Annotated in this window: 29 protein-coding genes; 7 read left to right on the top strand and 22 right to left on the bottom strand. The window is 68.0% G+C overall.

Annotated elements, in window-relative coordinates:
• From ASC81_RS04245 to ASC81_RS04235, 3 genes are read right to left on the bottom strand one after another with little or no spacing between them, the layout of a single operon-like run.
• Positions 1 to 1,089: a heme A synthase gene (locus ASC81_RS04245; protein ID WP_056263095.1), complete on the bottom strand. Its 1,089-nt coding sequence runs from the start codon at positions 1,087 to 1,089 to the stop codon at positions 1 to 3.
• Positions 1,086 to 1,718 (bottom strand): hypothetical protein, encoded by a 633-nt coding sequence (locus tag ASC81_RS04240; RefSeq protein WP_156391726.1) that lies wholly within the window; start codon positions 1,716 to 1,718, stop codon positions 1,086 to 1,088. Before ASC81_RS04240 ends, ASC81_RS04245 begins: the two co-directional genes overlap by 4 nt.
• 16 nt (positions 1,719 to 1,734) lie before the next feature.
• A complete protein-coding gene (locus ASC81_RS04235; protein WP_056263090.1) occupies positions 1,735 to 2,442 on the bottom strand; it encodes an SURF1 family protein in 708 nt (235 codons plus the stop codon).
• A 30-nt stretch (positions 2,443 to 2,472) separates the two neighbouring features.
• Here ASC81_RS04235 and ASC81_RS04230 point away from each other — a divergent pair, with 30 nt between their 5' ends.
• Entirely contained in the window at positions 2,473 to 2,691 is a 219-nt protein-coding gene (locus ASC81_RS04230) for a DUF2909 domain-containing protein (protein ID WP_056263087.1), read from the top strand.
• A 59-nt stretch (positions 2,692 to 2,750) separates the two neighbouring features.
• Here ASC81_RS04230 and ASC81_RS04225 read toward each other — a convergent pair whose 3' ends face one another.
• The 7 genes from ASC81_RS04225 to ASC81_RS04200 form a co-directional block, all read right to left on the bottom strand.
• Complete coding sequence (locus ASC81_RS04225; protein WP_056263084.1) at positions 2,751 to 3,635, bottom strand: cytochrome c oxidase subunit 3; 885 nt, start codon at positions 3,633 to 3,635, stop codon at positions 2,751 to 2,753.
• A 49-nt stretch (positions 3,636 to 3,684) separates the two neighbouring features.
• Entirely contained in the window at positions 3,685 to 3,927 is a 243-nt protein-coding gene (locus ASC81_RS04220) for a DUF2970 domain-containing protein (RefSeq protein WP_056263081.1), read from the bottom strand.
• The gene (locus ASC81_RS04215; RefSeq protein WP_056263080.1) at positions 3,924 to 4,538 is read right to left on the bottom strand and encodes a cytochrome c oxidase assembly protein; all 615 of its coding nucleotides are present in this window, start codon (positions 4,536 to 4,538) and stop codon (positions 3,924 to 3,926) included. The genes ASC81_RS04220 and ASC81_RS04215 overlap by 4 nt, the downstream gene beginning before the upstream one ends.
• A gap of 1 nt (position 4,539) precedes the next feature.
• Positions 4,540 to 4,650 (bottom strand): cytochrome oxidase small assembly protein, encoded by a 111-nt coding sequence (locus tag ASC81_RS27720; RefSeq protein WP_235533565.1) that lies wholly within the window; start codon positions 4,648 to 4,650, stop codon positions 4,540 to 4,542.
• A 5-nt stretch (positions 4,651 to 4,655) separates the two neighbouring features.
• A complete protein-coding gene (gene ctaD / locus ASC81_RS04210) occupies positions 4,656 to 6,314 on the bottom strand; it encodes a cytochrome c oxidase subunit I (protein WP_056263077.1) in 1,659 nt (552 codons plus the stop codon).
• A 27-nt stretch (positions 6,315 to 6,341) separates the two neighbouring features.
• The gene (gene coxB / locus ASC81_RS04205; RefSeq protein ID WP_056264309.1) at positions 6,342 to 7,478 is read right to left on the bottom strand and encodes a cytochrome c oxidase subunit II; all 1,137 of its coding nucleotides are present in this window, start codon (positions 7,476 to 7,478) and stop codon (positions 6,342 to 6,344) included.
• Positions 7,479 to 7,692: 214 nt separating this feature from the next.
• Positions 7,693 to 8,553: a methyltransferase domain-containing protein gene (locus tag ASC81_RS04200; RefSeq protein WP_056263074.1), complete on the bottom strand. Its 861-nt coding sequence runs from the start codon at positions 8,551 to 8,553 to the stop codon at positions 7,693 to 7,695.
• A gap of 86 nt (positions 8,554 to 8,639) precedes the next feature.
• Between ASC81_RS04200 and ASC81_RS04195 the strand changes: the two genes are divergently transcribed.
• Both ASC81_RS04195 and trmL read left to right on the top strand, forming a co-directional pair.
• Positions 8,640 to 9,395 (top strand): ComF family protein, encoded by a 756-nt coding sequence (locus tag ASC81_RS04195; RefSeq protein WP_056263071.1) that lies wholly within the window; start codon positions 8,640 to 8,642, stop codon positions 9,393 to 9,395.
• Between the two features lie 36 nt (positions 9,396 to 9,431).
• Positions 9,432 to 9,902 (top strand): tRNA (uridine(34)/cytosine(34)/5-carboxymethylaminomethyluridine(34)-2'-O)-methyltransferase TrmL, encoded by a 471-nt coding sequence (gene trmL, locus ASC81_RS04190; protein WP_056263069.1) that lies wholly within the window; start codon positions 9,432 to 9,434, stop codon positions 9,900 to 9,902.
• A 2-nt stretch (positions 9,903 to 9,904) separates the two neighbouring features.
• Here trmL and ASC81_RS04185 read toward each other — a convergent pair whose 3' ends face one another.
• The 4 genes from ASC81_RS04185 to ASC81_RS04170 form a co-directional block, all read right to left on the bottom strand.
• Complete coding sequence (locus ASC81_RS04185) at positions 9,905 to 10,915, bottom strand: NAD(P)H-dependent glycerol-3-phosphate dehydrogenase (RefSeq protein WP_056264306.1); 1,011 nt, start codon at positions 10,913 to 10,915, stop codon at positions 9,905 to 9,907.
• Between the two features lie 78 nt (positions 10,916 to 10,993).
• Positions 10,994 to 11,470: a protein-export chaperone SecB gene (gene secB, locus ASC81_RS04180; RefSeq protein WP_056263066.1), complete on the bottom strand. Its 477-nt coding sequence runs from the start codon at positions 11,468 to 11,470 to the stop codon at positions 10,994 to 10,996.
• Positions 11,471 to 11,596: 126 nt separating this feature from the next.
• Entirely contained in the window at positions 11,597 to 11,857 is a 261-nt protein-coding gene (gene grxC, locus ASC81_RS04175; RefSeq protein ID WP_056263063.1) for a glutaredoxin 3, read from the bottom strand.
• A 25-nt stretch (positions 11,858 to 11,882) separates the two neighbouring features.
• On the bottom strand, positions 11,883 to 12,293 hold the full coding sequence (locus tag ASC81_RS04170; protein WP_056263058.1) for a rhodanese-like domain-containing protein: 411 nt from the start codon (positions 12,291 to 12,293) through the stop codon (positions 11,883 to 11,885).
• A gap of 88 nt (positions 12,294 to 12,381) precedes the next feature.
• On the opposite strand from ASC81_RS04170, the gene gpmA reads away from it, so the two are divergent.
• On the top strand, positions 12,382 to 13,125 hold the full coding sequence (gene gpmA / locus ASC81_RS04165; RefSeq protein ID WP_056263055.1) for a 2,3-diphosphoglycerate-dependent phosphoglycerate mutase: 744 nt from the start codon (positions 12,382 to 12,384) through the stop codon (positions 13,123 to 13,125).
• Here the strand turns inward: gpmA and ASC81_RS04160 are convergent.
• Positions 13,110 to 14,060 carry a glycosyltransferase family 9 protein gene (locus tag ASC81_RS04160; RefSeq protein ID WP_056263052.1) on the bottom strand — a complete coding sequence of 317 codons (951 nt, stop codon included), beginning with the start codon at positions 14,058 to 14,060 and terminating at the stop codon, positions 13,110 to 13,112. The two genes, gpmA and ASC81_RS04160, sit on opposite strands and share 16 nt — an antisense overlap.
• 41 nt (positions 14,061 to 14,101) lie before the next feature.
• Here ASC81_RS04160 and ASC81_RS04155 point away from each other — a divergent pair, with 41 nt between their 5' ends.
• Complete coding sequence (locus ASC81_RS04155; protein WP_056263048.1) at positions 14,102 to 14,725, top strand: DUF4254 domain-containing protein; 624 nt, start codon at positions 14,102 to 14,104, stop codon at positions 14,723 to 14,725.
• Positions 14,722 to 15,483, top strand: coding sequence for a hydroxypyruvate isomerase family protein (locus tag ASC81_RS04150; protein WP_235533564.1), 762 nt, complete (start codon positions 14,722 to 14,724; stop codon positions 15,481 to 15,483). Before ASC81_RS04155 ends, ASC81_RS04150 begins: the two co-directional genes overlap by 4 nt.
• Here ASC81_RS04150 and ASC81_RS04145 read toward each other — a convergent pair.
• The 6 genes from ASC81_RS04145 to ASC81_RS04120 form a co-directional block, all read right to left on the bottom strand.
• A complete protein-coding gene (locus ASC81_RS04145; protein WP_056263046.1) occupies positions 15,467 to 16,186 on the bottom strand; it encodes a 1-acyl-sn-glycerol-3-phosphate acyltransferase in 720 nt (239 codons plus the stop codon). The genes ASC81_RS04150 and ASC81_RS04145 overlap by 17 nt on opposite strands.
• On the bottom strand, positions 16,183 to 17,487 hold the full coding sequence (locus ASC81_RS04140; protein ID WP_056263043.1) for a dihydroorotase: 1,305 nt from the start codon (positions 17,485 to 17,487) through the stop codon (positions 16,183 to 16,185). The genes ASC81_RS04145 and ASC81_RS04140 overlap by 4 nt, the downstream gene beginning before the upstream one ends.
• Before the next feature lie 70 nt (positions 17,488 to 17,557).
• Entirely contained in the window at positions 17,558 to 18,520 is a 963-nt protein-coding gene (locus ASC81_RS04135; RefSeq protein WP_056263041.1) for an aspartate carbamoyltransferase catalytic subunit, read from the bottom strand.
• Positions 18,521 to 18,599: 79 nt separating this feature from the next.
• Positions 18,600 to 19,088, bottom strand: a complete 489-nt coding sequence (gene pyrR / locus ASC81_RS04130) for a bifunctional pyr operon transcriptional regulator/uracil phosphoribosyltransferase PyrR (RefSeq protein ID WP_056263040.1) — start codon at positions 19,086 to 19,088, stop codon at positions 18,600 to 18,602.
• Positions 19,085 to 19,480 (bottom strand): Holliday junction resolvase RuvX, encoded by a 396-nt coding sequence (gene ruvX, locus ASC81_RS04125; RefSeq protein ID WP_056263038.1) that lies wholly within the window; start codon positions 19,478 to 19,480, stop codon positions 19,085 to 19,087. The genes pyrR and ruvX overlap by 4 nt, the downstream gene beginning before the upstream one ends.
• A 159-nt stretch (positions 19,481 to 19,639) precedes the next feature.
• On the bottom strand, positions 19,640 to 20,218 hold the full coding sequence (locus ASC81_RS04120) for a YqgE/AlgH family protein (RefSeq protein WP_056264300.1): 579 nt from the start codon (positions 20,216 to 20,218) through the stop codon (positions 19,640 to 19,642).
• A gap of 23 nt (positions 20,219 to 20,241) precedes the next feature.
• Here ASC81_RS04120 and ASC81_RS04115 point away from each other — a divergent pair, with 23 nt between their 5' ends.
• Complete coding sequence (locus ASC81_RS04115; protein ID WP_056263036.1) at positions 20,242 to 21,684, top strand: deoxyribodipyrimidine photo-lyase; 1,443 nt, start codon at positions 20,242 to 20,244, stop codon at positions 21,682 to 21,684.
• A 10-nt stretch (positions 21,685 to 21,694) separates the two neighbouring features.
• Here ASC81_RS04115 and ASC81_RS04110 read toward each other — a convergent pair whose 3' ends face one another.
• Complete coding sequence (locus ASC81_RS04110; RefSeq protein WP_056263033.1) at positions 21,695 to 22,732, bottom strand: GGDEF domain-containing protein; 1,038 nt, start codon at positions 22,730 to 22,732, stop codon at positions 21,695 to 21,697.

Genomic DNA, 22,732 nt, shown 5'->3' with positions numbered 1-22,732 from the left:
TCAGGGCAAGGCCTTCTGCAGGCGCGCGAACAAGGTGGTGAGCAGGGCCAGCAGCACGGCGGCGCCGGCGGTGTGGGCCAGGGCCGCGATGATGGGCCAGTCGAGCACAACATTGGACAGGCCCGAGGCGAGCTGCCAGCCGGCACCGGCCAGCAGCAGCTTGGCCCAACCCGGCGCCCGCCGACGCAGCGCCCAGGCCAGCGCAAGGATGGCCGACAAGACGACCGCTGCACCGATGCGGTGGGCCATGTGGATGGCGGCCAGCGCCTCGAAGCCCAGCCAGCTGCCGTCGGCGCGCTGACCCAGCTCGCGCCAGAGCTGGAAGCCCTGGGCGAAGTCCATCTGCGGCCACCATTGGCCGCCGTGGCAGGTGGGGAACTCGTCGCAGGCCAACACCGCGTAGTTCGTGCTGACCCAGCCGCCCAGGCCGACCTGGAGGAGCGTCAACACGAGCACCGTCAGAACGGCGGCGCGCAGCTGCGCCGGCACGGAGAGCGGGCGCGGCTCATAGGCCTCGTGCTGCCAGGCCAGCAGCATCAACAGGCCCATGCCAAACAGCAGGTGCAGCGTGACGATGGCCGGGAAGAGCTTCATCGTCACGGTCAGCGCACCGAACGCGCCCTGCACGCAGACCCAGACGAGGGTCAGCGTCGGCAGCCATGCCGAAGGCGCACGCGCGCGACCGTGGCGTTTGAGCCGCCAGCTCAGCACCGTCATGACGAGGATGAGCAGGCCCACGCCGCTGGCCAGGTAGCGGTGGATCATCTCTATCCAGGCCTTGCCATGGGTGACCGGGCCGGTCGGCATCGCGGCCTCCGCGGCGTCGATATGCTCGCGCGCGCCGAACGGGCTGGCCGAGCTGTAGCAGCCGGGCCAGTCCGGGCAGCCCAGGCCGGAATCGCTCAGGCGCGTGAAGGCGCCGAAGACGATGAGGTCGAAGGTCAGGAACAGCGTCAACGCCGTCAGCGCGCGCAGGCGGCCGGCGGGCGTGGCGCTGCGCGAACGCTGGCGCCACCAGATCAGCGGGCCGAGCGCGACCGCGCCGCCGATGGCTGCGACCTGGCCCAGTGGAAGGAGCATGTCGTTCATCGGCCGGCGGTGTCCCAGCTGGCGCTGGCCTTCAGCAGCTTGCTGAGGTCGGCTTGCAGCTTCTTGGGCTCAGGCTCGGCCGGCGCGCGCTCCATCCAGCGGTTCATCGGGTCGATGATGAAGAAATGGTCCGACAGGCTGCGGCCCTCGGCCGGCTTGAGCCATGCGGCCAGCCGGTCGGCCGGCACGCGCAGCACGGTGACTTCGGCGCCCTTCTGGCCAACGGCGGCCAGCACCTCGGCGCGCGGCGTGCCGGTGTCGGGGAGGAGCCAGAGCTTGTCGACGCGCGGGCGCTCCTTGCCCAGCATCTCGCGCAGCTGGCGCTGCACGAAGAGCTGACGCTCGCAGGCCGCCGGGCAGTCGGAGCCCTGGACCACCGTCAGAAACCACTGGCCGCGCAGCGAGGCTGGCGTGACCGTGCGGCCCTGGAGGTCGGTCAGCGGCAGGTCGGAGGGCATGTCGACCGCCGGCGCAATCAGCTCGCCATAGGCCGAACCGCTGGGCTTGACGACGTAGAAGGTGAAGTAGGAGGCCACGACGGGCGCGGCGCACATCGCCAGCACCAGCAGCATCTTCCAGCGGCCGGCGCGCTGTTGAGGCACAGCACGCGGGTCGGGCAGGCTGTGCACCGAGAAGCTCAGCGGTTCAGGGCTGCTGCTGGCGGAGCCGGGGGCGGACGATTTGGAACCAGACATAGAGGACCAGGATCAGCGCGCAGAGCGCAAACCATTGAAAGGCATAGCCATAGTGTTTGTGAAGGCCGAGTTCCGGCGCAGGCCAGTGGCGCAACAGCCCGTCGTCAACGCTCGCCGACGTCTGCACGACCGTCAGCGGCAGCAAGCTGAGGCCCGCCTCGGCGCCGAAGGCGACAGGGTCGAGATTCTGCCGGATCGCCCCGACCGAGCCCTCTCCAAGCTCATATAGCCGCGACGGCGACGCCGCCAGCCGGCCGACGACCTCGACCTCGCCCGTCGGCGTTGTCAGCGGCGGCAGCAGCTTGCGGTCGACCGAATGACGCGGCGCCCAGCCACGCTGCACGAGGATGGCATCGGCGCGGCCGGCCAGGCGCAGCGGCGTCACGACGAAGAAACCGACGCGGCCGTCCATGGGACGGTTGTCGAGCCAGACGGCGTGATCGGTGGCCCAGGTACCACGCAGCACGACGCGGCGGTGCAACTCGGCGCCGTCCAGCTCGGCATTGCCCAGGGCGGGCCGCTCGGCCTGCGCGTCGATGGCCGACTGCAGCTCAAGCTTGTAGGCGGCGCGGTCGAGTTGCCAGAAGCCCAGGCGCGCCGTCAGTGCGGCGCTCAGCACGGCCGCTACTAACACCAGCCAGCCGCGGCGGCTCAGCATGGCCAGGCCCCGAGCGGATAATGCCCGCCCATGAACTTCGTGATCCTGATCGCCTTCATCGGCATCCTCGGCGCGCTGGGCACGGCGGGCTTCTTCATGCTTCGCAAGGGGCGCGGCGACAAGCGCAGCCCGAACATGGCGCGTGCGCTGGCGGTCCGCGTGGCCGTGTCGATCGCGCTGTTTCTCATCATTCTGTTCTGCTGGTGGATGGGCTGGATACAGCCGACCGGCGTGCCGCTGAGCCGCTGAAGCCAACAAAAAAGCGCCGCTTTCGCGGCGCTTTGTCTTTGTGCCGCGGATCGCGCGACTTACATCCAGTAGACGACAACGTAGAGGCCCAGCCAGACCACGTCGACGAAGTGCCAGTACCAGGCCGCGCCTTCGAAGCCGAAGTGGCGGTCGGCCGTGAAGTGGCCCTTGTGCAGGCGAATGGTGATGAACAGCAGCATCAGCATGCCGACGAACACATGGAAGCCGTGAAAGCCGGTCAGCATGAAGAAGGTCGAGCCGAACACGCCGGAGTTGAGCTTCAGGTTCAGGTCCTGGTAGGCGTGGGCGTACTCAAAGCCCTGCACGAACAGGAAGATCATGCCCAGCGCCACGGTGATCCACATGAAGCTGATGGTCTTGGCACGGTGGCCGGCGATCAGCGCATGGTGGGCGATGGTCAGCGTCACGCCCGAGGTCAGCAGCAGCGCGGTGTTGACGGTCGGCAGCGGCCAGGGGCCGATGGTCGAGAAGGGCTCGACGGTGCCGCCCGGCGCGGCGGTGAAACCGGCTGCGGTGCTCGGCCAGATGGCCTTGAAGTCGGGCCACAGCAGCGCGTTCTCCAGGCTGCCCAGCGACGGCACCGAGTAGACCCGCGCCCAGTACAGCGCGCCGAAGAAGGCGGCGAAGAACATCACCTCCGAGAAGATGAACCACCCCATGCTCCAGCGGAAGGAGACATCGATGCGGTCGCTGTAAAGGCCTGTCTCGCTCTCGTGGATGGCCTCGCGGAACCACTGCTGCAGCACGAAGGCCCAGCCCGCCAGGCCGGCGAACAGGGAATACATGCCCCAGCCATGGCCGTTGATCCATTGGCCCGCGCCCAGGATGACGAAGAACAGGCCGATGGCGGCCCCCACCGGATACCACGAGGGCGCCGGGACGAAGTAGTACGGGGTCTTGCCCGGGGTAGTCGCTGCCGACATGTTGTTCTCCTAGTACTCGCTCGTTCTGAACTCTGTTGCGACCGGGCCGTCAGGCCCCGGCCACGCCGCTGCTGATGACCCAACGGACCAGCAGCACCAGCACCAATACAAACAGGGCCGCGCCAAGCACGCCCGCAATGATCACGTGCACGGGGTTGAGCTTGGCCATGTCCTGCTCATGATCCTTGCCCCGGCGCACGCCGAAAAAACTCCAGGCCACGGCCGAGATCGTCTGGCGAAACGAGGCCTTGCGGCCCAGTGCCTCCTTGAAATCCTGGCCCGGCTTGCTCACAGCGCGGCTCCCGCACCTGAACGCAATCCTTGCGCTTCGCCAACCTTGAACCCGCCCTTGCCCGCCACCTCGAAGAAGGTATAGGACAGGGTGATGGTCTTCACATCCTTGGGCAGCTTGGGGTCGATGACGAACACGACCGGCCACTGCTTGGTCTCGCCCGGCTTCAGCGTGTACTCGTTGAAGCAGAAGCATTCCAGCTTGTTGAAATGCGCGCTGGCCTGCATGGGCGCGTAGCTGGGGATCGCCTGCGCGGCCATCGTGCGGTCCTGCTTGTTGCGGAACTCGTACATGACCTGGCTCAGCTGTCCGGGGTGCACCGTCATGTGGCGCACCGCCGGCTTGAAGTCCCAGGGACCGCGCGCATTGGCGTCGAACTCGACGGTGATCTCGCGGCTGTAGTCGACCTGGCCATTGCCGTTGGCCAGCCCCTTGTCCGCCGACACCACCTGACGCTCGGCCAGCGACAGCACATTGATGCCCAGCGCCCTGCAGATCGCATCGTAGAAATACACGAGCGAGTAGCTGAAGCCGAACATCAGCACGACGATGACCGCCAGCTTCTTCAGCAGCTGATGGTTGTCGCGTTGCAGGGCGGCCAGAAGACGCATGTCAGGGTGAGAGCAGCACGATCTTGGCAATGAACCCGACCCCGAACGCAAGCGCGATCGTCAGCAGGATCAGGCCCAGCCGGCGGTTGCTCTTGCGCTGCTCGGGTGTCATCGCGATCAGTGACCGTGGACGATCTTGGTGGCCGAGGCGTCCAGCTTGGGCGGCTCTTCGAAGGTGTGGAACGGCGCCGGCGACGGCACTTCCCACTCCAGGCCCTCGGCAGCTTCCCAAGGCTTCTGCGCTGCCTTCTCACCCTTGCCGCGCATCATCGGCACGACGATGAACAGGAAGAAGTAGACCTGCATCAGACCGAAGCCGAAGGCGCCGACCGACGCGAGGGCATTGAAGTCGGTGAACTGCATCGGGTAGTCGGCATAGCGACGTGGCATGCCGGCCAGACCCAGGAAGTGCATCGGGAAGAAGGTCACGTTGAAGAAGATCAACGAGCCCCAGAAGTGGATCTTGCCGCGCGTCTCGGAGTACATGACACCGGTCCACTTCGGGCCCCAGTAGTAGACGCCCGCGAACAGCGCGTACAGCGAGCCGGCCACCAGCACGTAGTGGAAGTGGGCCACGACGTAGTAGGTGTCCTGCAGCTGGATGTCGACCGGCGCCATCGCCAGGATCAGGCCGGTGAAGCCGCCCATCGTGAACACGAAGATGAAGCCGACGGCGAACAGCATCGGCGTCTCGAAGGTCATCGAGCCGCGCCACATGGTCGCCAGCCAGTTGAAGATCTTCACGCCCGTGGGCACGGCGATCAGCATGGTCGCGTACATGAAGAACAGCTGACCGGTCACCGGCATGCCGGTGGTGAACATGTGGTGGGCCCAGACGATGAAGGACAGGATGGCGATGGAGGCCGTCGCGTACACCATGGACGCATAGCCGAACAGGCGCTTGCGGGCAAAGGCCGGCACGATCTGGCTGATGATGCCGAAGGCCGGCAAGATCATGATGTAGACCTCGGGGTGGCCGAAGAACCAGAAGATGTGCTGGTACATGACCGGGTCGCCGCCGCCCGCCGGGTTGAAGAAGGCGGTGCCGAAATGGCGGTCCGTCAGCGTCATCGTGATGGCGCCGGCCAGCACAGGCATCACGGCGATCAGCAGGTAGGCCGTGATCAGCCAGGTCCACGCGAACATCGGCATCTTCATCAGCGTCATGCCAGGGGCGCGCATGTTGAGGATGGTGACGATGATGTTGATCGAGCCCATGATGGACGAGGCGCCCATGATGTGCATCGCGAAGATGCCGGCGTCCATCGACGGGCCCATCTGCAACGTCAGCGGCGCGTACAGCGTCCAGCCGGCAGCGGGAGCGCCGCCGGGCATGAAGAAGCTGCCGACCAGCATCAGGGCTGCGGGGATCAGCAGCCAGAAGCTGAAGTTGTTCATCCGCGCAAAGGCCATGTCACCCGCGCCGATCTGCAGCGGGATCATCCAGTTCGCGAAGCCGACGAAGGCCGGCATGATCGCGCCGAACACCATGATCAGACCGTGCATGGTCGTGAACTGGTTGAAGAGTTCGGGGTTGAAGAACTGCAGGCCCGGCTGGAAGAGCTCGGCGCGGATGCACAAGGCCAGGATGCCGCCGACCATCAGCATCGCGAACGAGAACAGCAGGTAGAGCGTGCCGATGTCCTTGTGGTTGGTCGCGAAGACCCAGCGGCGCCAGCCGGCAGGTGCGTGGTGGTCGTGGTGGTCGTGGTGATCGTCGTGGGCGTGGCCGTCATGGCCCGCGTGAACACCGTGGGGGGGAAGCACTGCACTCATTTGGATTCCTCTTTTTCGGTGTTCGACTTACTTGCGCGCGGCCAGCACTTCGGCGGGCTGCACGATCTGACCCGTCTTGTTGGACCAGCTGTTCTTCGTGTACGTGATCACGGCGGCGATGTCGGTGTCGCTGAGCTGCTTCCAGGCCGGCATGCCCTTGTCGACGATGCCGTTGAGCAGGATGGCGATCTGCTTGGACTTGTCGGCGTCCAGCACGACCGGTGAGCCGGCCAGTGCCTTGATCGGGCCAGCGCCCGTGCCGTCGGCCTTGTGGCAGACCGCGCAGTTGGCTGTGTAGACCTTCTCGCCGCGGGCAATCAGGGCGGCCTGCTCCCAGACCTTGTTCGGGTCATCGGCCTTGGCCGCGATTTCCTTCAGCTTGCCTTCCGCCCACTTGGTGTAGTCCTCGGCGGACACGACCTTGACGTGGATGGGCATGTAAGCGTGCTCCTTGCCGCACAGCTCGGCGCACTGGCCGTAGAAGTCGCCAACCTTTTCGGCCCTGAACCAGGTGTCACGCACGAAGCCGGGGATGGCATCCTGCTTCACACCAAAGGCCGGCACCATCCAGGCGTGGATGACGTCGTTGGCCGTCGTGATGATGCGGATCTTCTTGTCCACCGGCACGACCAGCGGGTTGTCGACCTTCAGCAGGTAGTCGTCCACCGGCTCGGGCCGGCCGGAATCCGAGGCTTCGCGCTGCGCGGCGTCGAGCGTGGCCAGGAAGCCGATGCCCTCGCCCTCGCCCTTGAGGTAGTCATAGCCCCACTTCCACTGGTAGCCGGTGGCCTTGATGGTCAGGTCGGCGTTGGTGGTGTCCTTCATCGCGACAACCACCTTGGTGGCCGGCAGGGCCATGGCGATGACGATCAGCAGGGGCACCACGGTCCAGGCGATCTCGACGGCCACGCTTTCATGGAAGTTGGCCGACACCGCGCCCTTGGATTTGCGGTGCTTGAAGATCGAATAGAACATCACGCCGAACACCGCGACAAAGATGACGACGCAGACGATCAGCACGAAGTTGTGCAACCACATCTGCTCGGCAGCGATGCGCGTGACCGGCTCGTGCAGATCGAGCTGATTGACGCCCGGGCCGCCCTTGAGGTCGTTCACCGCGAAGGCCGGGCCCGTTGCCAGGGCCAACGCCGCCGTGGCCCACATGGCCAAAGCGCGTGAGGCGCCCTGCACTCGTGCGTTCATCATCGTCATGGTTGTCACTTGGTTCTTTGAAGAGCGGCCCTTGCTCGTCCAGCCCAAAGGTCGGATTTCGGAAGCAAGATCCGTGGATTGAGCCGGGTTTTGCGCCCGTCTCTCTATGCGGCGCGGGATTTTAGCCCAGCCTACGAGACGCCCGGCTCGGGGCGGCGCACAGCCTTCAGCCGCTGGTCTTTCCGCGGCGCAGCGTGGCACGCATTGCATCGATGGACACATGGGTTTCTGGGGCAACGGCCAGCCGCGGCGCGGTCTTGAAGGCATGGCCGAAGACCAGCTCCAACGTCAGCGCCAGCCGCCCGGTTTCGTCGCGCAGTGTGCCGAGTTCGGCCAGCACCTGCTGATGCCAGGCGCGCCCGCGCAGGCCGTCAAAACGCGTCGGCGCGAGATTGCCGCCCAGCGCGCGCAGGTCAGCCAGCAGGCTCTCGGGGCTGGTCCAGGTCAGCCGCAGCGTCTCCTGGTCCATCACCGGGTCGGCGAAGCCGGCCTTGAGCACCAGGTCGCCGATGTCGTGCATGTCCCACCAGTCCGGCGCAGGCCGACCCCAGCCTGTACGGGCATAGACATGGCGCAATTCGACAAAGCTGTCCGGCCCCAGGCAGGAGAACATGACGAAGCCGCCAACGGCGATGCTGGCCTGCCATGCGCCGAGCAGCGCGGGCAGGTCGGCACTGGCATGCAGCGCCATGTTGGACCACAGCAGGTCGACCTCGGGCCGCGCCGGCAACCTGTCGACTTGGTCAGATGGGCTGCCGCGCAGCTTCTGCCACCAACTCTGCGGGCAGTTCTGTGCAGCCCGCGCCGCCAGCGTGGCATCGGCCTCATGCCACAGCACTTGCGCATTGGGGTAGGCCTGGCGCAAAAGCTCCCCGCTCGCGCCCAGTGCGGGCGACGCATCCAGCACGCGCGCCGGCTGCAGCTTGATGAAGCCGAGCCGCTCCGCCATCCGGCGTGCGACCTCGGCATGCAGCCAGGGCGGCTGCGGCGCCAGCGCGAGGCGCCGGGCCTGATGACGCAGTGCCACGGCATCGAGGTCCTGAGGCCTTGGCCCCTTGTTTGAAGTAGGGGTCGATGCCGGCTCGCTCATGGGCCGGTCAGTATATTGAGGCGATGCCCGAGCGCGCCCTGCCGGCAATGAAGCCCGCATTGATCGAGAAAGTGCTGCTGCGCTGCGCCGGCCAGTGCGCCGTCTGCCGCGCCTGGAGTCACCAGACCATCTGCGAGGGCTGCCTGGCCCTCTACGCTGCCCCGCAGGCGCGCTGCTGGACCTGCGCGGCGCGCCTGCCGCCCGAACTCGCCGACAGGCCCAGGCCGCAGTGCGGGCGCTGTCTTCGCGAGCCCCCGCCGCTGGACCGCAGCGTCGCGGCGCTGGACTACCGCTTTCCCTGGGACGGCCTGCTGCAGCACTTCAAGTACCACCAGGCACTGGACCTGCGCGAGAGCTTGCTGGAGCGGCTGAACTCGGCGTTGAACGCGGCCGAGGTCCAGGAGCCCGACTGGCTGCTGGCGGTGCCCATGTCGAGCGAGCGCCTGCGCGAGCGCGGCTACAACCAGTCCCATGAGCTGGCGCGGGCGCTGGCGCGGCGGCGCGGCCTGCGCTGCGACCCCGAGTTGCTGCTGCGCGTGCGCCACAACGAACGCCAGGCGAGGCTCAAGCTGGAAGCTCGCGCCGCCAATGTCCGCGGCGTCTTCGCCGTGGAACCGCTGCGCGCAGCGCGGCTCAGAGGCAGCAGCGTCGCCCTGCTCGACGACGTCATGACCAGCGGCGCCACGATGTTCGAGCTGGCCGCCGTGCTGCTGCAGGCGGGCGTCATGAGCGTGCAGGCCTGGGTGGTCGCGCGCACGCCGGAACCGGGAGACGGGTAAAGCCTCGCCCGCAGGCCACAGGGATACTTGCGGCCCATGTTCCATATCGTCCTTGTCCACCCGGAGATCCCGCCCAACACCGGCAACGTCATCCGGCTGGCGGCCAACACCGGCTGCAGTCTGCATCTGATTGAACCGTTAGGATTTTCGATGGAAGACAAGCTGCTGCAACGCGCCGGCCTGGATTACCACGAGTACGCCCGCGTGCAGCGGCATGCGGACTGGCCCGCCTTCCTCGCCGCCGAGTCGCCCGACACGGCGCGGATGTTCGCCTTCACGACGCGTGGCAGCCGCCCCTTTGGCGAGGTGGCCTGGCAGCCCGGCGACTGGCTGGTTTTCGGCAGCGAGACGACTGGCCTGCCCTCGGCGCTGCGCGACGGCTTTGCGCTCGAAAAACGCGTCAGGCTGCCGATGCGTGAAGGCCAGCGCAGCCTGAACCTGAGCAACAGCGTCGCGGTCGCGGTGTTCGAAGCCTGGCGGCAGAACGGCTACGCCGGCGGGGCCTGATCCTATTCGGCGCGGGCGTCACGCCCCATCAACAGTTCGACCGCCTCGGCCGCGCGCAGGCGACCCTGCAGCAGGGCCACCATGCCTTCGGTGATGGGCATCTCCACGCCCGCGTCGCGAGCGCGCGCCAGCACCGTCGGCGCGCTGTAGACACCTTCGGCCACATGGCCGAGCTGCTGCAGGATCTGCGGCAGCGCCAGGCCCTGCGCCAGCATCAGGCCAACGCGGCGGTTGCGGGACAGGTCACCCGTCGCCGTCAACACCAGGTCGCCGAGGCCGGACAGGCCCATGAAGGTCTCGGCCCGGGCGCCCAGCGCCAGGCCCAGGCGCAGCATCTCGGCCAGGCCGCGGGTGATCAGCGCGGCACGCGCGTTCAGCCCCGGCGCATCGGGCGCAACCGCGCTGAGCCCGTCGCAGACGCCGACCGCGATGGCCAGCACGTTCTTGACCGCGCCGCCCACTTCGACGCCGACCGGGTCGTTGGAGGTGTAGACGCGCAGCCTGTCGCCGTGGAAGGCGTCGACGGCGGCCTGGGCCAGCGCCGCGTCCTCGCTGGCAGCAACCAGCGCCGTCGGTCGGCCGGCGGCCACCTCCTGCGCAAAGCTGGGGCCCGACAGCACGCCCACATGCGATGCGCCCTGGCCCGCGGGGCGCAGTTCACGCGCGATCTCATGGCCGAGTCGGCCGGTGCCCGCCTCGAAGCCCTTGCACAGCCACAGCACGCGCTGCGTCGATGGCAGCGCCGCCAGCGTCTCGCGCAGGCCCGACATCGGTGTGGCGATGATGGTCAGGCCGTCGGCGGCGTGCGCAACGGCGAGCGCGCGGTCGGCCGTCAGCGCCAGGGAGGCTGGCAGTTCGCTGTCGGGCAGATAGGCCGAGTTGCGGCGGCTGGCGCTCATCCGCTCGATGGCCGCCGCATCCCTGCCCCAAAGGGTCACCGCATGCCCCGCATTGGCCGCCTGAATGGCCAGGGCCGTGCCCCAGGCCCCGGCGCCAAGCACGCTGATCTTCATCGTGGTCATGCGCGGAGTTTCACCCAAGTAAAACGCCCCGCACGGGCGGGGCGTCGTCGCGAGGCAGGGCCTCGGTCCTCAGTTGACGGCTTGGCCGCCCTGGGCAGCGCGCTGGGCCTGCTGGGCCTCGAACATGGCCTGGAAGTTCACTTCCGTCAGCAGCACGGGCGGGAAGCCGGCGCGGGTGCAGACGTCCGACACGATGGCGCGCAGATAGGGGTAGACCATCTGCGGGCAGACGATGCCGAGGATGCCCTCGACCTGGTCTTGGGGCACGTTGCGGATCTCGAAGATGCCGGCCTGCTTGGCTTCCACCAGGAACAGCGTCTTGTCGCCGACCTTGGTGTTGACCGTGGCCGTCACGCAGACTTCAAAGATGCCGTCGGTGACGTTCTCGGCCGACAGCGCCAGGTTGATGTCGACCTGCGGCTGCTGCTGCTCCAGCAGGATGTGGGGCGCATTGGGCTGCTCAAGCGACAGATCCTTCAGATACATGCGCTGGATCTGGAACACGGGGGTGCCTTCGGGGGCGGCGGCTTGGATCTCGTCGGCCATGGGATTCTTTCGAACGGAGCGTCAAACAAAAGCCCGCAGGCGGCGCGCTGCGGGCGGTGGCGGATTATGGGCGAGGCCTCGTGACAAGCCTGATCCCGGAATGTGGGGGCTTGCCCGGGCTTGAAATCAGGCGGCCTGGAGCAAGGGCAGCAGGCCGCCCTTCTGGTCGAGCGCGATGAGGTCGTCGCACCCCCCGACATGGGTGTCGCCGATGAAGATCTGCGGCACCGTGCGGCGGCCGGTCCGGTCCATCATGGCCTGGCGTTCGCCGGGGTTGAGGTCGACACGAATCTCCTCGATCTGGTCGACGCCGCGCTGCTTCAGCAGCATCTTGGCGCGCACGCAGAACGGACAAACCAGGGTCGTATACATCTTCACGGCAGCCATCTCGATCTCCTCGGGCGGAACGCGCCTATGCGCTTTTTTCCACCGGCAAACTAGCCTCCCGCCAGGCCCTGAGGCCGCCGGCAAGCACCCGGGCCTTCTCGTAGCCCAGCTTGCGCAGCATGCCCGCAGCACGGCCGGCACGTGCGCCCGTGGGGCACACCAGCACCAGCGGCAGGGATTTGTTGGAGGGCAGCGACTTGTGGCCCTCGATCTGGCCGAAGGGGATATTGCGCGCGCCAACCGCATGCCCCTTGGCGAATTCCTCGGGCTCGCTGACATCGATCAGCACGCCCTTCTCGCGGTTGATCAGTTGCACCGCTTCCGCGGGGGCGACCGCCGCGCCCTGTGAGCCCGACACCACCAGGGGCCAGATGAGCAAGCCGCCGGAGACCAGCGCGGCGACGATCAAAAACCAGTTCTCGATCAGGAAGTTCAAGCAAGCATCCCGTGTAATTCAACGAAGCCGGCGATTATCGCTGGGTCGGATAATCCGGCGCCTCCCACCACCTGCGTGCCATCAGCCCATGTACAAGCTCGTCCTCATCCGCCACGGCGAATCGACCTGGAACCTGGAAAACCGCTTCACCGGCTGGACCGATGTCGACCTCACGCCGACCGGCGTCGAACAGGCCAAGACGGCTGGCCGGCTGCTGAAGGAAGCGGGCTATGACTTCGACATCGCCTACACCTCGGTGCTCAAGCGCGCCGTCTGGACGCTGTGGCACTGCCTGGACCAGATGGACCGCACCTGGCTGCCAGTGCGCCACGCCTGGCGCCTCAACGAGCGCCACTACGGCGCCCTGCAGGGGCTGAACAAGGCCGACATGGCCAAGCAGTACGGCGATGAGCAGGTGCTGATCTGGCGCCGCAGCTACGACACGCCGCCGCCGGCGCTGGAGGCGACCGACCCGCGCAGCGAGCGCAGCGACGTGCGCTATGCCCAACTCGACCCGAACGACGTGCCGCTGACCGAATGCCTGAAGGACACCGTGGCCCGTGTGCTGCCGTTCTGGAACGAGACCGTTGCGCCGACGATCAAGAGCGGCCAGCGCGTCGTCATCGCCGCCCACGGCAACAGCATCCGCGCGCTGGTCAAGTACCTCGACAACATCGCGGACGACGCCATCGTGGGCGTCAACATTCCGAACGGCATCCCGCTCGTCTACGAACTGGACGCCGACCTCAAGCCGATCAAGAGCTACTACCTCGGCGACGCCGAAGCGGCAGCCAAGGCCGCTGCGGCGGTGGCCAATCAGGGCAAGGCCTGATCCACGGCTGACAGAACCTCTGCGGCGCCGGGCCATTCCGGCCAGCGCCGCAGGACGGTCACCGTCGAGCCCCAGGGCGCCCAGCGAGCGGGGTCGGTCGGCCCCAGCACGCTGATCAGCCTGGCGCCGACGCCGGCAGCCATATGGGCCGGTCCGGTGTCGTTGGCCACGACGACGCCGGCCTCTTGCAGCAGCGCGTTGTAGACGCCCAGCGCAACCTCCTCCAGCCGGGTCGCCTCCGGATACAGCTGCCTGGCGCCCTCCACCTCCGCCGGCCCCGGCACGATGACAACCTGCTGGTCGCGCGCCCGCAAGCGCTGCACGAAGTCCGGAAAGGCCGGCCAGCTGCGGTCGAGCAACTCGACGCGGCCGTTCGCAAACGGGCAGATCAGCACAAAGCGCCCCGGTGCGATGCCATGGGCCGCCAACAGTGCGCGCGCCTGTTCGCGCTGCGCCGCGCTGACCTGCATGCCGATGTCGCCGGGCGGCTCGGCCTCGATGCCGAGGAAGTCGCAGGCCAGCTCCCAATACTCGACCAGCACGTGCCGGTCCTCGCGGCGCGGGTGGCTGCGCTTCATCAGCCAGCTGCGGCCATCGCTCGCATGGCCCTCGGCCTGCAGCCCGGCCAGGCGCGCATCCAGTGCGGCCGAGAAGGCATAGGGCAAGAGCAAGGTGTTGGAGCGCTGGTCGAAGCCAGCGTCCCCGGCCCGACAGCGCCGCCGCAATTCGCGCAGCTGGGCGATGCGGCCGCGCAAGTCCTTGGGCCGCACGTGCAACGCCCAGCCTTCGGCCTCCAGCAGTTCTCGCGCCCATCCCTTGCCGACCAGCTCCAGCCTGTAGCCATGCTGCGCCAGCAAGCGCAGCGCCGGCAGGCTCAGCACCGTGTCGCCGACGAAATTGCGCAGGCGGACGATCAACGGGCGGGCTTCTATCATCGGCAGATCATCCAAGTGGCACGAGATTTTCCACTTCAATCATGAATTCACTGCCCTCCTCTGCCGAGGTCATCGCCACCCACGACGCGGCCCTTGTCACCGCGCCTGTGCCCGTCGACCCCCGCGGTCTGCGCGGCTGCATTGCCGCCAACCACTTCCACAACCGCTGTCTCTGGGCCCAGGAAGACCTGGCCCGGCGCACCCAGGCTGCGGACGCGGAGATCGTCGCGAACAAGCGCGCCATCGACCGCCACAACCAGGCCCGTAACGACGCCATCGAGCGCATCGACGAGCTGCTGCTGTCGGCCCTCGGCTTGGTCGACCCGGCGACTCTCGCCAGCGCGCTGCCGCGCTCGATGGTGCCGCCGGGCGCGCGGCTGAACAGCGAGACGGCCGGCTCGATGCTGGACCGCATCTCCATCCTCGGCCTGAAGATCGCCGCGATGCGCGAGCTGACCCAACGCGACGACCTCGACGACACGCATCGCCAGGCCTGCAGCGAACGCCTGGTGCGCCTCATCCAGCAGCGCGCCGACCTCGGCCATTGCTACGACGAGCTGCTGGCCGACGCCCGCGCAGGCCGCGCCTATTTCAAGGTCTACCGCCAGTTCAAGATGTACAACGACCCGCGCCTGAATCCGGCGCTGGTGGCCGAATCGCAGTGACCGCTCGACAGCTTGCGGCCAACCTCGACTGGCTCTACACCGAGCACGCCTACCTCGACCGCATGCAGGCCGCACGCGCCGATGGCTTTGCCGCGGTCGAGCTTCAGCAACCGCATCTGCATGACATCGACGCCCTGGCCGCGCGGCTGGCCGGCCTGAGCGTCGTGCTGATCAACGCGCCCGCCGGCGACTGGGCGGCGGGTGAGCGCGGCTTTGCGGCCCTGCCCGGCCGCGAGGCCGCGTTCCGCGACGCGACGCTGCGCGGCCTCGATCTCGCTGCCCGCTTGGGCGCAGCAAGGGTGCATCTGCTGTCGGGCCTGGCCGACGACACGCCTGAAACGCGCAGCACCTGGCTGGCAAACCTCACCTGGGCGGCCGGGCAGTCACCGGTGCCGCTGATCGTCGAGCCGATCAACCGGCGCGACATGCCGGGCTACTTCCTGCACCGCCAGGCGCAGGCGCTGGCGCTCCTCGACGAGCTCAATTCGCGATGCGTGCAACTGCAGCTCGACCTCTACCACTGCCGCGTCGCCGAGGGCGGCGAGTCCCTGAGCCATCTGGCGCGGGCGCTGGACCTTGGCCGGCTGGGCCATGTGCAGGTCGCCGGCGTGGCCGGCCGCCATGAACCGCTGGCCGGCGAATACGCGGACGAGTTCGCGCTGCTGGATGAGCGCGCCTGGCCCGGCGCCATCGGCCTGGAGTACCGCCCCCGCGGCGCGACCTCGGCCGGCCTGGCTTGGCTCAAAGCCGCGCGCTGATCGCGCTGCGCAGCGTTTCGCCCAAGGCGCGGCGATCCTGGCCGGTGGTCGACACGCTTGGCAGGATCTGCACGTCCAGCCCCAGCCCGCGTGCCGACGCAATGGCCCACAGGCTCTGCCCCAGCGTCATGTCGCCGATGAAGCGCGCCGAGGTGCTGAAGCGCTCGCCCGGCTCATGCCAGCGCAGCACGACCGGCAGCACCGGCGCCCCCGTGGCCACGGCCGCCTGCAGCAGGTTGGCGTGGAAGGGCAGCAGTTCGGGGCCGGCACCGGTCGTGCCTTCGGGGAAGACGGCGACGCAGTCACCCGCCTGCAGCGCCTCGGCCGTCTGGTGCACGACGCGCAGCGCATCGCGCTTGCTGGTGCGTTCGATGAACAGGGTGCCGGCGCCCACGACCAGGGCACCGACGACCGGCCAATGCTTGACGTCAGCCTTGGACACGAAGCGCGCCTGCGGCAGCACCGCGTGCACGCCGGCGATGTCGAGCCAGGACACGTGGTTGGCCACCAGCAGATGACCGTGAGGCAAGGCCTGGCCCGAGACCTTGAGTTCGATGCCGAGGATGCGCAGCGTCCTGGCCGACCACCACTGGATGCGCTCATGGCGCTGCGCAGCCGTCATATGCCCGAAGTGCCGGCGCACGATCCACAGGCCGTGCAGCACGTGGGGCAGCAGGCGCACGAGACGCCAGACGGCCCTCATGCGGCTTCGTAGGCGATGTGGCCGGCCACCAACGTGCAGCGCACGCGCGCCGGCAGCTCGAAGCCGCTGGACGAGAATGCGAATGGCGTGTGCTTCCCCTGGCTGGCCAGCGCCCCGGGCGTGACCGCCCAGCTCGCGGCCGCATCGAAGACGCAGACATCAGCCACGCCGCCTTCGACCAGGCGACCCGCGCTGGCCGACAGCGAGCCGAGCGCACTGCCGAGCACGCGCACCGGCTCGGCGGTGACGACGGCAAGCGCGCGCTGCAGCGGCAGCTTGGAGTCGTGCGCCCAGCGCAGCGCCAGGCTGAGCAGCAGCTCCAGCCCGGTCGCGCCCGGCGTGGCCTCGGCGAAGGGCACGGCCTTTTCATCGGTCGTCACGGGCATGTGGTCGGACACGAGGGCGTCGATGGTGCCGTCCGCCAAGCCTGCCCTCAGCGCATCGCGGTCGCGACCCTGGCGCAGTGGTGGCGTCAGGCGCATGGCGGAGTCGAAGTAGCCGATGTCGACATCGCTGAGGTGCAGCGAGTTGATGGACACATCCGCCGTCACGGGCAGGCCCTCGCGCTTGGCGGCGCGCACGATCTCGACCCCGGCGGCGCTGGACAGGCGGCACAGATGGACACGGGCACCGGTCGCGCGGACCAGCTCGAAGAGGGTATGCAGGGCCACGGTCTCGGCGCTGACAGGAACGCCCGACAGCCCCAGCCGCGTGGCCACCGCACCGCTGGCCGCAACGCCGCCGCCGAGGTAGGCATCCAACGGGCGCAGCCAGACCGTGTAGCCATAGGTGGCCGCGTACTGCAGCGCGCGACTCAGCACCAGCGTGTCCTTGATCGGCACCTCGGCTTGGGAGAAGCCGATGCAGCCGGCCTCGGTCAGCTCGGCCATCTCGGTCAGCGCGGTGCCGCCCAGTTGGCGCGTCAGCGCACCGAGCGGGAAGAGGCGGCAACGGCTGAGCTTGCGGGCGCGGAACTTCAGCATCTCGACCAGGCCGGGCTCGTCGAGCACCGGGTCGGTGTCGGGCGGGCAGACCAGGCTGGTCACGCCGCCGGCTGCGGCCGCCGCGAGTTCGCTTTCCAGCAGGCCCTCGTGCTCGTGGCCGGGCTCGCGCAGGCGGGCGCAAAGGTCGACGAGGCCGGGCGCGACGATGAGGCCGCTGGCGTCCACGGTGCGGTCGGCCGTGAACTCGCTGACGTCACCGAGGTGAACGATGCGGCCGTTGGCGATGGCGACGTCGCCGAGGCGGTCGAGGTCGGAGGCCGGGTCGATGAGGCGGCCGCCCTTGATGAGAATTTTCATATTGCCCCCTTGGCGTTACACGCCGTCCCCCCGAGGGGGAGCGAGCGGCTTGGGAGCGGCCCGGCGCCGCTCATGCTTCGTTCCCTGCAAGGATGGCCATCACGGCCATGCGAACGGCGATGCCGAATGTCACTTGAGGCAGGATCACGCTGCTCTTGCCGTCGGCCACCTCGGATGCGATCTCCACGCCGCGGTTGATGGGCCCCGGGTGCATCACGATGGCATCGGATTTGGCCAGCGCCAGCTTGTCGGGTGTCAGGCCGAAGTGCTTGAAGAACTCGCCGCTGCTGGGCAGCATGCCGCCGTTCATGCGCTCGTTCTGCAGGCGCAGCATGATGATCACGTCGGCGCCCTTCACGCCTTCGGCCATGTCATGGCAGACGCGCACGCCCATGTCGCGCAGGTCGCCGGGCACGAGGGTCTTGGGGCCGACGGCGCGGATCTCGGGCACACCCAGGATGTTCAGCGCGTGGATGTCGCTGCGCGCCACGCGCGAATGCACGATGTCGCCGACGATGGCGACCGTCAGCTGGCGGAAGTCCTGTTTGAAGTGCCGGATCGTGTGCATGTCCAGCAACCCTTGCGTCGGGTGGGCATGACGGCCATCGCCGGCGTTGACGACATGCACGTGGGGTGCGCAGTGCTGGGCGATCAGATGAGGCGCGCCGCTCTCGCTGTGGCGCACGACGAACATGTCGGCATGCATGGCGCTGAGGTTGGCGACCGTGTCCAGCAGCGTCTCGCCCTTGGCGGTGGAGCTGCGTGCGATGTCGAGGTTGATGACGTCGGCAGACAGTCGCTTGGCGGCGATCTCGAAGGTGGTGCGGGTGCGCGTGCTGTTCTCGAAGAACAGGTTGAACACCGACTTGCCGCGCAGCAGCGGCACCTTCTTGACCTCGCGGTCATTGACCGACAGGAAGCTGCCCGCCGTGTCGAGGATCTGCTCGATGACCGCACGCGGCAGGCCTTCGATGGACAGCAGGTGGATGAGTTCGCCGTGCTTGTTGAGCTGGGGGTTGCGTTTGGACAGCATCAGCGGACTCCTGCAGGGCCGCCCCAAAGGAGGCCGACGCCCCCTCGGGGGGCAGTGAATGAAGTGAACATGGGGGCCATCACTTCACCTCGAATGCGAATCGACCGTCGTCGGTGCGCGCCAGGCGCAGATGCTGGTCGGCAGACAGCGTGACACGCGCGGCCGAGAACGCCGGCTCGATGGGCAGTTGCCGCCCGCCGCGGTCCACCAGCACCGCCAGCTGCACGCTGGCCGGGCGGCCGAAGTCGAACAGCTCGTTGATGACGGCGCGCGTCGTGCGGCCGGTGTAGAGCACGTCGTCGATCAGCAGGATGTCGCGCCCGTTCACGTTGAAGGGCAGCGAGGTGTGGTCGGCCTTGGCGAGGCCGCGCGAGCCGAAGTCGTCCCGGTGCAGCACGCTGGAAATGACCCCGGCGTCCGCCAGACCCAGGTCCACGGCCAGCCGCTCGGCCAGCCAGGCGCCGCCGCTCCAGATGCCCACCAAGGCGGTGTCGGCGGTCAGCAGTCGCTGCACGCCGCGTTTGAGTTCGAGGTAGAGGGCCTCGGCGTCAAGCAGCAGTTCACTCATGGGTGTTCCCGGAAGAATTGTTCAAGGATGAGGGCGGCGGCGGCGGCGTCCACATCGTGGGCGCCCTCGGCCTCGGCCTCGACGCTGGTGTAGCGCTCGTCCACCTCGAAGACCGGCAGATGGTGGCGCCCGGCCAGGCGGCGGCCGAAGTTCTGGGCCTTGGTCGTCATCACATGCGGCGCACCGTCGGGGTAGCGCGGCACGCCGATGACGAGGGCGTCGGGCTGCCAGGTCTCGATCAGCGCGGCGATTGCCGCGAAGTCGCCGCTCTTGACCGTTGCGCGGGGCTCAGCGGCACCCAGCAGGCGCGTGCCGGACGCCACGCCGATGCGGCGGGTGCCGAAATCAAAAGCAAGAAAGGACTGATGGGCCGCAGAGAGGGTTGCTGCCATCTCAGCAGCCCAGACGGCTGGATTGGGGCCGAGCGCCGGGCCGCCCCAAGCCGGCCCGTTGGGCGATGTTGACCGGGCTCCGAGCCCGGTCAATCGCCGTCCCCTCGGGGGACCGACTGGGCTGGCCCGCGTTCAGCGGGGCAAGACCGGGCGAGGGGCTCATGCATGCCCCGCGTCCGAGCTCAGCATGCGCGGGTCCACGCCCAACAGCGCCAAGGCGCGCTCGTAGCGCAGTTCTGCTGGCGTGTCGAAGATGATGGCAGGCGAGGCGTCCACGGTCAGCCAGCCGTTGCGGCCGATTTCTTCTTCGAGCTGGCCGGCGGCCCAGCCGCTGTAGCCCAGCGTGACGAGGATCTTCTTCGGCCCGGCGCCGTTGGACAGCGCCTCCAGCACATCGCGGCTGGTGGTCATCTCCAGGCCCCCGGGCACGGCCAGCGTCGCGTTGTAGTGGCCGCCCTCCTCGTCCAGCGGCTCGTGCAGCACGAAACCGCGATCCGTCTGGACGGGGCCACCGTAGAAGACCGGGCTGCCCGCGAGCGGGTCGGCCGGCGGGCTCAGCTCGACTTTCTCGAACAGGTTGCCCAGCGTCAACGCGATGGGTTTGTTGATGACGAGGCCGAGGGCGCCGTTGTCGTTGTGCTCGCAGAGGTAGACCACCGTGCCTGCGAAGGCCTCGTCGGCCATGCCAGGCATGGCGATGAGGAATTGGTTGGTCAGGACGATCCGGTCGGCAGGCATGGGCGGCATTTTATTCTTTGGGTATGAATTCCTCCCCTGACCGCCTCGACCGTGCCTTGGTCTGGTTCCGTCGCGACCTCCGCGTTGACGACAACGCGGCCCTCTACCAAGCGCTGAAAAGCGCGCGGCAGGTGTTTTGCGCCTTCGTCCTGGACCGCGACATCCTCGACGCCCTGCCGCGCGCGGACCGGCGTGTCGAGTTCATCCTCGGTGCGTTGCAGGTGCTGGACGAGGACCTGCGCAAGCTTGGCGGCGCACTGATCGTGCGGCATGGCTTTGCAGCGGACGAGATGCCGCGCCTGGCCGCCGAACTGGGCGTGCAGGCGGTGTTCGCCAACCATGACGACGAGCCGCAGGCACTGATGCGCGATGCCCAGGTGGCCGACCTGTTGAAGGCCACGAACGCGGAACTGCGCACCTTCAAGGACCATGTCATTTTTGAGCGCCGCGAGGTGATGACGGCCGCCGGTGGGCCCTATGGCGTGTTCACGCCCTACAAGAATGCCTGGCTGCGCAAGGTCGACGGGTTCTACCTGAGCAGCTACCCGGTCGAGCGCCATGCGCAGGCGCTCGCCAAGACCGCGCTGGCCGCCGGCGTGCCGGCGCTGCAAGACATCGGCTTCGAGCCGGCCGGGCTGACCGGGCACGTCGGCCAGGGCAGCCGCGGCGCCGAGGCGCTGCTGGACGATTTTCTCGACCGCATCGCCGACTACGACAAGGCGCGCGACTTCCCCGCCGTCAAGGGGCCGAGTTATCTGAGCGTGCACCTGCGCTTCGGCACCGTGTCCATCCGCCGCCTGGCGCGCATCGCCCACCAGCTGATGCAGGGCGGCGACCATGGCGCGGAGATCTGGCTGTCGGAGCTGATCTGGCGCGACTTCTATCACCAGGTCATGCACCACCATCCGCATGCGATGACCGGCGCCTTCCGGCCCGAGTACGACGCCATCCGCTGGGAGACGGGTGCGCAGGCCGACGCCATGTTCGCCGCCTGGTGCGAGGGCCGCACCGGCTATCCGCTGGTCGACGCGGCCATGCGCCAGCTCAACCAGACCGGGTATATGCACAACCGCCTGCGCATGGTGACGGCCAGCTTCCTGACCAAGGACCTTGGCATCGACTGGCGGCGCGGCGAGGCCTATTTCGCCCTGCAGCTTATCGACTTCGACCTGGCGGCCAACAACGGCGGCTGGCAATGGGCCAGCAGCAGCGGCTGTGATGCCCAGCCCTATTTCCGCATCTTCAACCCCGTCAGCCAGAGCGAGAAGTTCGACAGCGAGGGTCGCTTCATCCGCCGCTACTGCCCCGAACTGGCCGAGCTGCCGGCCAAGGCCATCCACGAGCCATGGGCGCGCGCGCCGCTGGCCATGCAGAGCAACGCCTACCCGCGCCCCATCGTCGACCACGCCGTCGCGCGGGAACGCACGCTGGCCCGCTACGCCGTCGTCAAGAGCCGCTCGTCTTGAGCCGGCCGGCTTAAAACAGCTCGACGTCGCTGAGCTGGGCCGATTCCTTGATCACGCCACTGGCCACCAGGGCCGCGTAGTTGTGGACCTGGTTGCGGCCATGGCCCTTGGCGTGATAGACGGCCTTGTCGGCGCGCTCGAAGGCGTCGGCAGGGCCGTCGCCCGGCCGCACCTCGGTGAAACCGATGCTGACGGTGATGCGGCCAACCTGCGGGAAGGCGTAGCGCTCGGTATTCAGCCGCAGGCGCTCGAAGGCCTCGCCGGCGTGGATTTCCTCGTCGCAGCGCATCAGCACCACGAACTCCTCGCCGCCGAAGCGGTAGAGCATGTCGTGGAAGCGGAAGGAGCCGCGCATCAGGCGCGACAGCAGCAGCAGCACCTCATCGCCAATCAGGTGGCCAAAGCGGTCATTGACGGTCTTGAAATGGTCGATGTCGATGACGCCGAGCACATAGTGCTGCACCGCCGTCTCGTGGCGGCGGTCTTCGGCCTCGTGCTTCGCGTCGGGGCGGGTCGGGATGTCCGACAGGACCTTGAGAAAGCTCTCGTCGAAGGTCTTGCGATTGAGCAGGCCGGTCAGCGTGTCGCGCTCGGAGTAGTCGAGCAGGCCCTGGAAGTTGTGATAAATCCGCAGCACGCTGCTGACCATGCGCTGAGCGCCCGTACCGAGGCGGCGCGTGGACAGGATCTCGATGACGCCAACGACATCGCGGTCGGTGGCAATCGGGAAGAGATACAGCCACTGGCCGCCCTGGGCCACCTGGGTCACGCTGCGGGTGCGCATGGCCTCCAGGCGCAGTGGGTGGTCGGTCCCCTTGGGCAGGTTGGCGGGCTTGGCCCACAGGGGATCGGCGGATGCAACGGCGTCGCCAGCGCGCAGATGGGCACGGGTCAGCCAGCGTTCCTCGCCGGGCTCGCCAATGCTTCGGTAGATGGCGACCGACTCGGGTTCGAGCAGGTCGCGCAACGCCATGACGAGGGTGACGTCCATGACGTCCCTGTCGCGAAAACCGGTCAGCTCGGCGAGGTGGTCGACAACCTGTGACAT

This window comes from Pelomonas sp. Root405 (assembly GCF_001425165.1).
Lineage (GTDB): Bacteria > Pseudomonadota > Gammaproteobacteria > Burkholderiales > Burkholderiaceae_C > Pelomonas.
This window is presented reverse-complemented; position numbering and strand designations above follow the sequence as displayed.

Bases quoted from the DNA above. Each gene is read 5' to 3' on its own strand.
- ASC81_RS04245 (WP_056263095.1), bottom strand. From the start codon at position 1,089: ATGAACGACATGCTCCTTCCACTGGGCCAGGTCGCAGCCATCGGCGGC.
- ASC81_RS04235 (WP_056263090.1), bottom strand. From the start codon at position 2,442: ATGCTGAGCCGCCGCGGCTGGCTGGTGTTAGTAGCGGCCGTGCTGAGC.
- ASC81_RS04230 (WP_056263087.1), top strand. From the start codon at position 2,473: ATGAACTTCGTGATCCTGATCGCCTTCATCGGCATCCTCGGCGCGCTG.
- ASC81_RS04225 (WP_056263084.1), bottom strand. From the start codon at position 3,635: ATGTCGGCAGCGACTACCCCGGGCAAGACCCCGTACTACTTCGTCCCG.
- ASC81_RS04215 (WP_056263080.1), bottom strand. From the start codon at position 4,538: ATGCGTCTTCTGGCCGCCCTGCAACGCGACAACCATCAGCTGCTGAAG.
- ASC81_RS27720 (WP_235533565.1), bottom strand. From the start codon at position 4,650: ATGACACCCGAGCAGCGCAAGAGCAACCGCCGGCTGGGCCTGATCCTG.
- ctaD (WP_056263077.1), bottom strand. From the start codon at position 6,314: ATGAGTGCAGTGCTTCCCCCCCACGGTGTTCACGCGGGCCATGACGGC.
- coxB (WP_056264309.1), bottom strand. From the start codon at position 7,478: ATGTGGGCCACGGCGGCGTTGGCCCTGGCAACGGGCCCGGCCTTCGCG.
- ASC81_RS04195 (WP_056263071.1), top strand. From the start codon at position 8,640: ATGCCCGAGCGCGCCCTGCCGGCAATGAAGCCCGCATTGATCGAGAAA.
- trmL (WP_056263069.1), top strand. From the start codon at position 9,432: ATGTTCCATATCGTCCTTGTCCACCCGGAGATCCCGCCCAACACCGGC.
- ASC81_RS04185 (WP_056264306.1), bottom strand. From the start codon at position 10,915: ATGAAGATCAGCGTGCTTGGCGCCGGGGCCTGGGGCACGGCCCTGGCC.
- secB (WP_056263066.1), bottom strand. From the start codon at position 11,470: ATGGCCGACGAGATCCAAGCCGCCGCCCCCGAAGGCACCCCCGTGTTC.
- grxC (WP_056263063.1), bottom strand. From the start codon at position 11,857: ATGGCTGCCGTGAAGATGTATACGACCCTGGTTTGTCCGTTCTGCGTG.
- gpmA (WP_056263055.1), top strand. From the start codon at position 12,382: ATGTACAAGCTCGTCCTCATCCGCCACGGCGAATCGACCTGGAACCTG.
- ASC81_RS04160 (WP_056263052.1), bottom strand. From the start codon at position 14,060: ATGATAGAAGCCCGCCCGTTGATCGTCCGCCTGCGCAATTTCGTCGGC.
- ASC81_RS04155 (WP_056263048.1), top strand. From the start codon at position 14,102: ATGAATTCACTGCCCTCCTCTGCCGAGGTCATCGCCACCCACGACGCG.
- ASC81_RS04145 (WP_056263046.1), bottom strand. From the start codon at position 16,186: ATGAGGGCCGTCTGGCGTCTCGTGCGCCTGCTGCCCCACGTGCTGCAC.
- ASC81_RS04140 (WP_056263043.1), bottom strand. From the start codon at position 17,487: ATGAAAATTCTCATCAAGGGCGGCCGCCTCATCGACCCGGCCTCCGAC.
- ASC81_RS04135 (WP_056263041.1), bottom strand. From the start codon at position 18,520: ATGCTGTCCAAACGCAACCCCCAGCTCAACAAGCACGGCGAACTCATC.
- pyrR (WP_056263040.1), bottom strand. From the start codon at position 19,088: ATGAGTGAACTGCTGCTTGACGCCGAGGCCCTCTACCTCGAACTCAAA.
- ruvX (WP_056263038.1), bottom strand. From the start codon at position 19,480: ATGGCAGCAACCCTCTCTGCGGCCCATCAGTCCTTTCTTGCTTTTGAT.
- ASC81_RS04120 (WP_056264300.1), bottom strand. From the start codon at position 20,218: ATGCCTGCCGACCGGATCGTCCTGACCAACCAATTCCTCATCGCCATG.
- ASC81_RS04115 (WP_056263036.1), top strand. From the start codon at position 20,242: ATGAATTCCTCCCCTGACCGCCTCGACCGTGCCTTGGTCTGGTTCCGT.
- ASC81_RS04110 (WP_056263033.1), bottom strand. From the start codon at position 22,732: ATGTCACAGGTTGTCGACCACCTCGCCGAGCTGACCGGTTTTCGCGAC.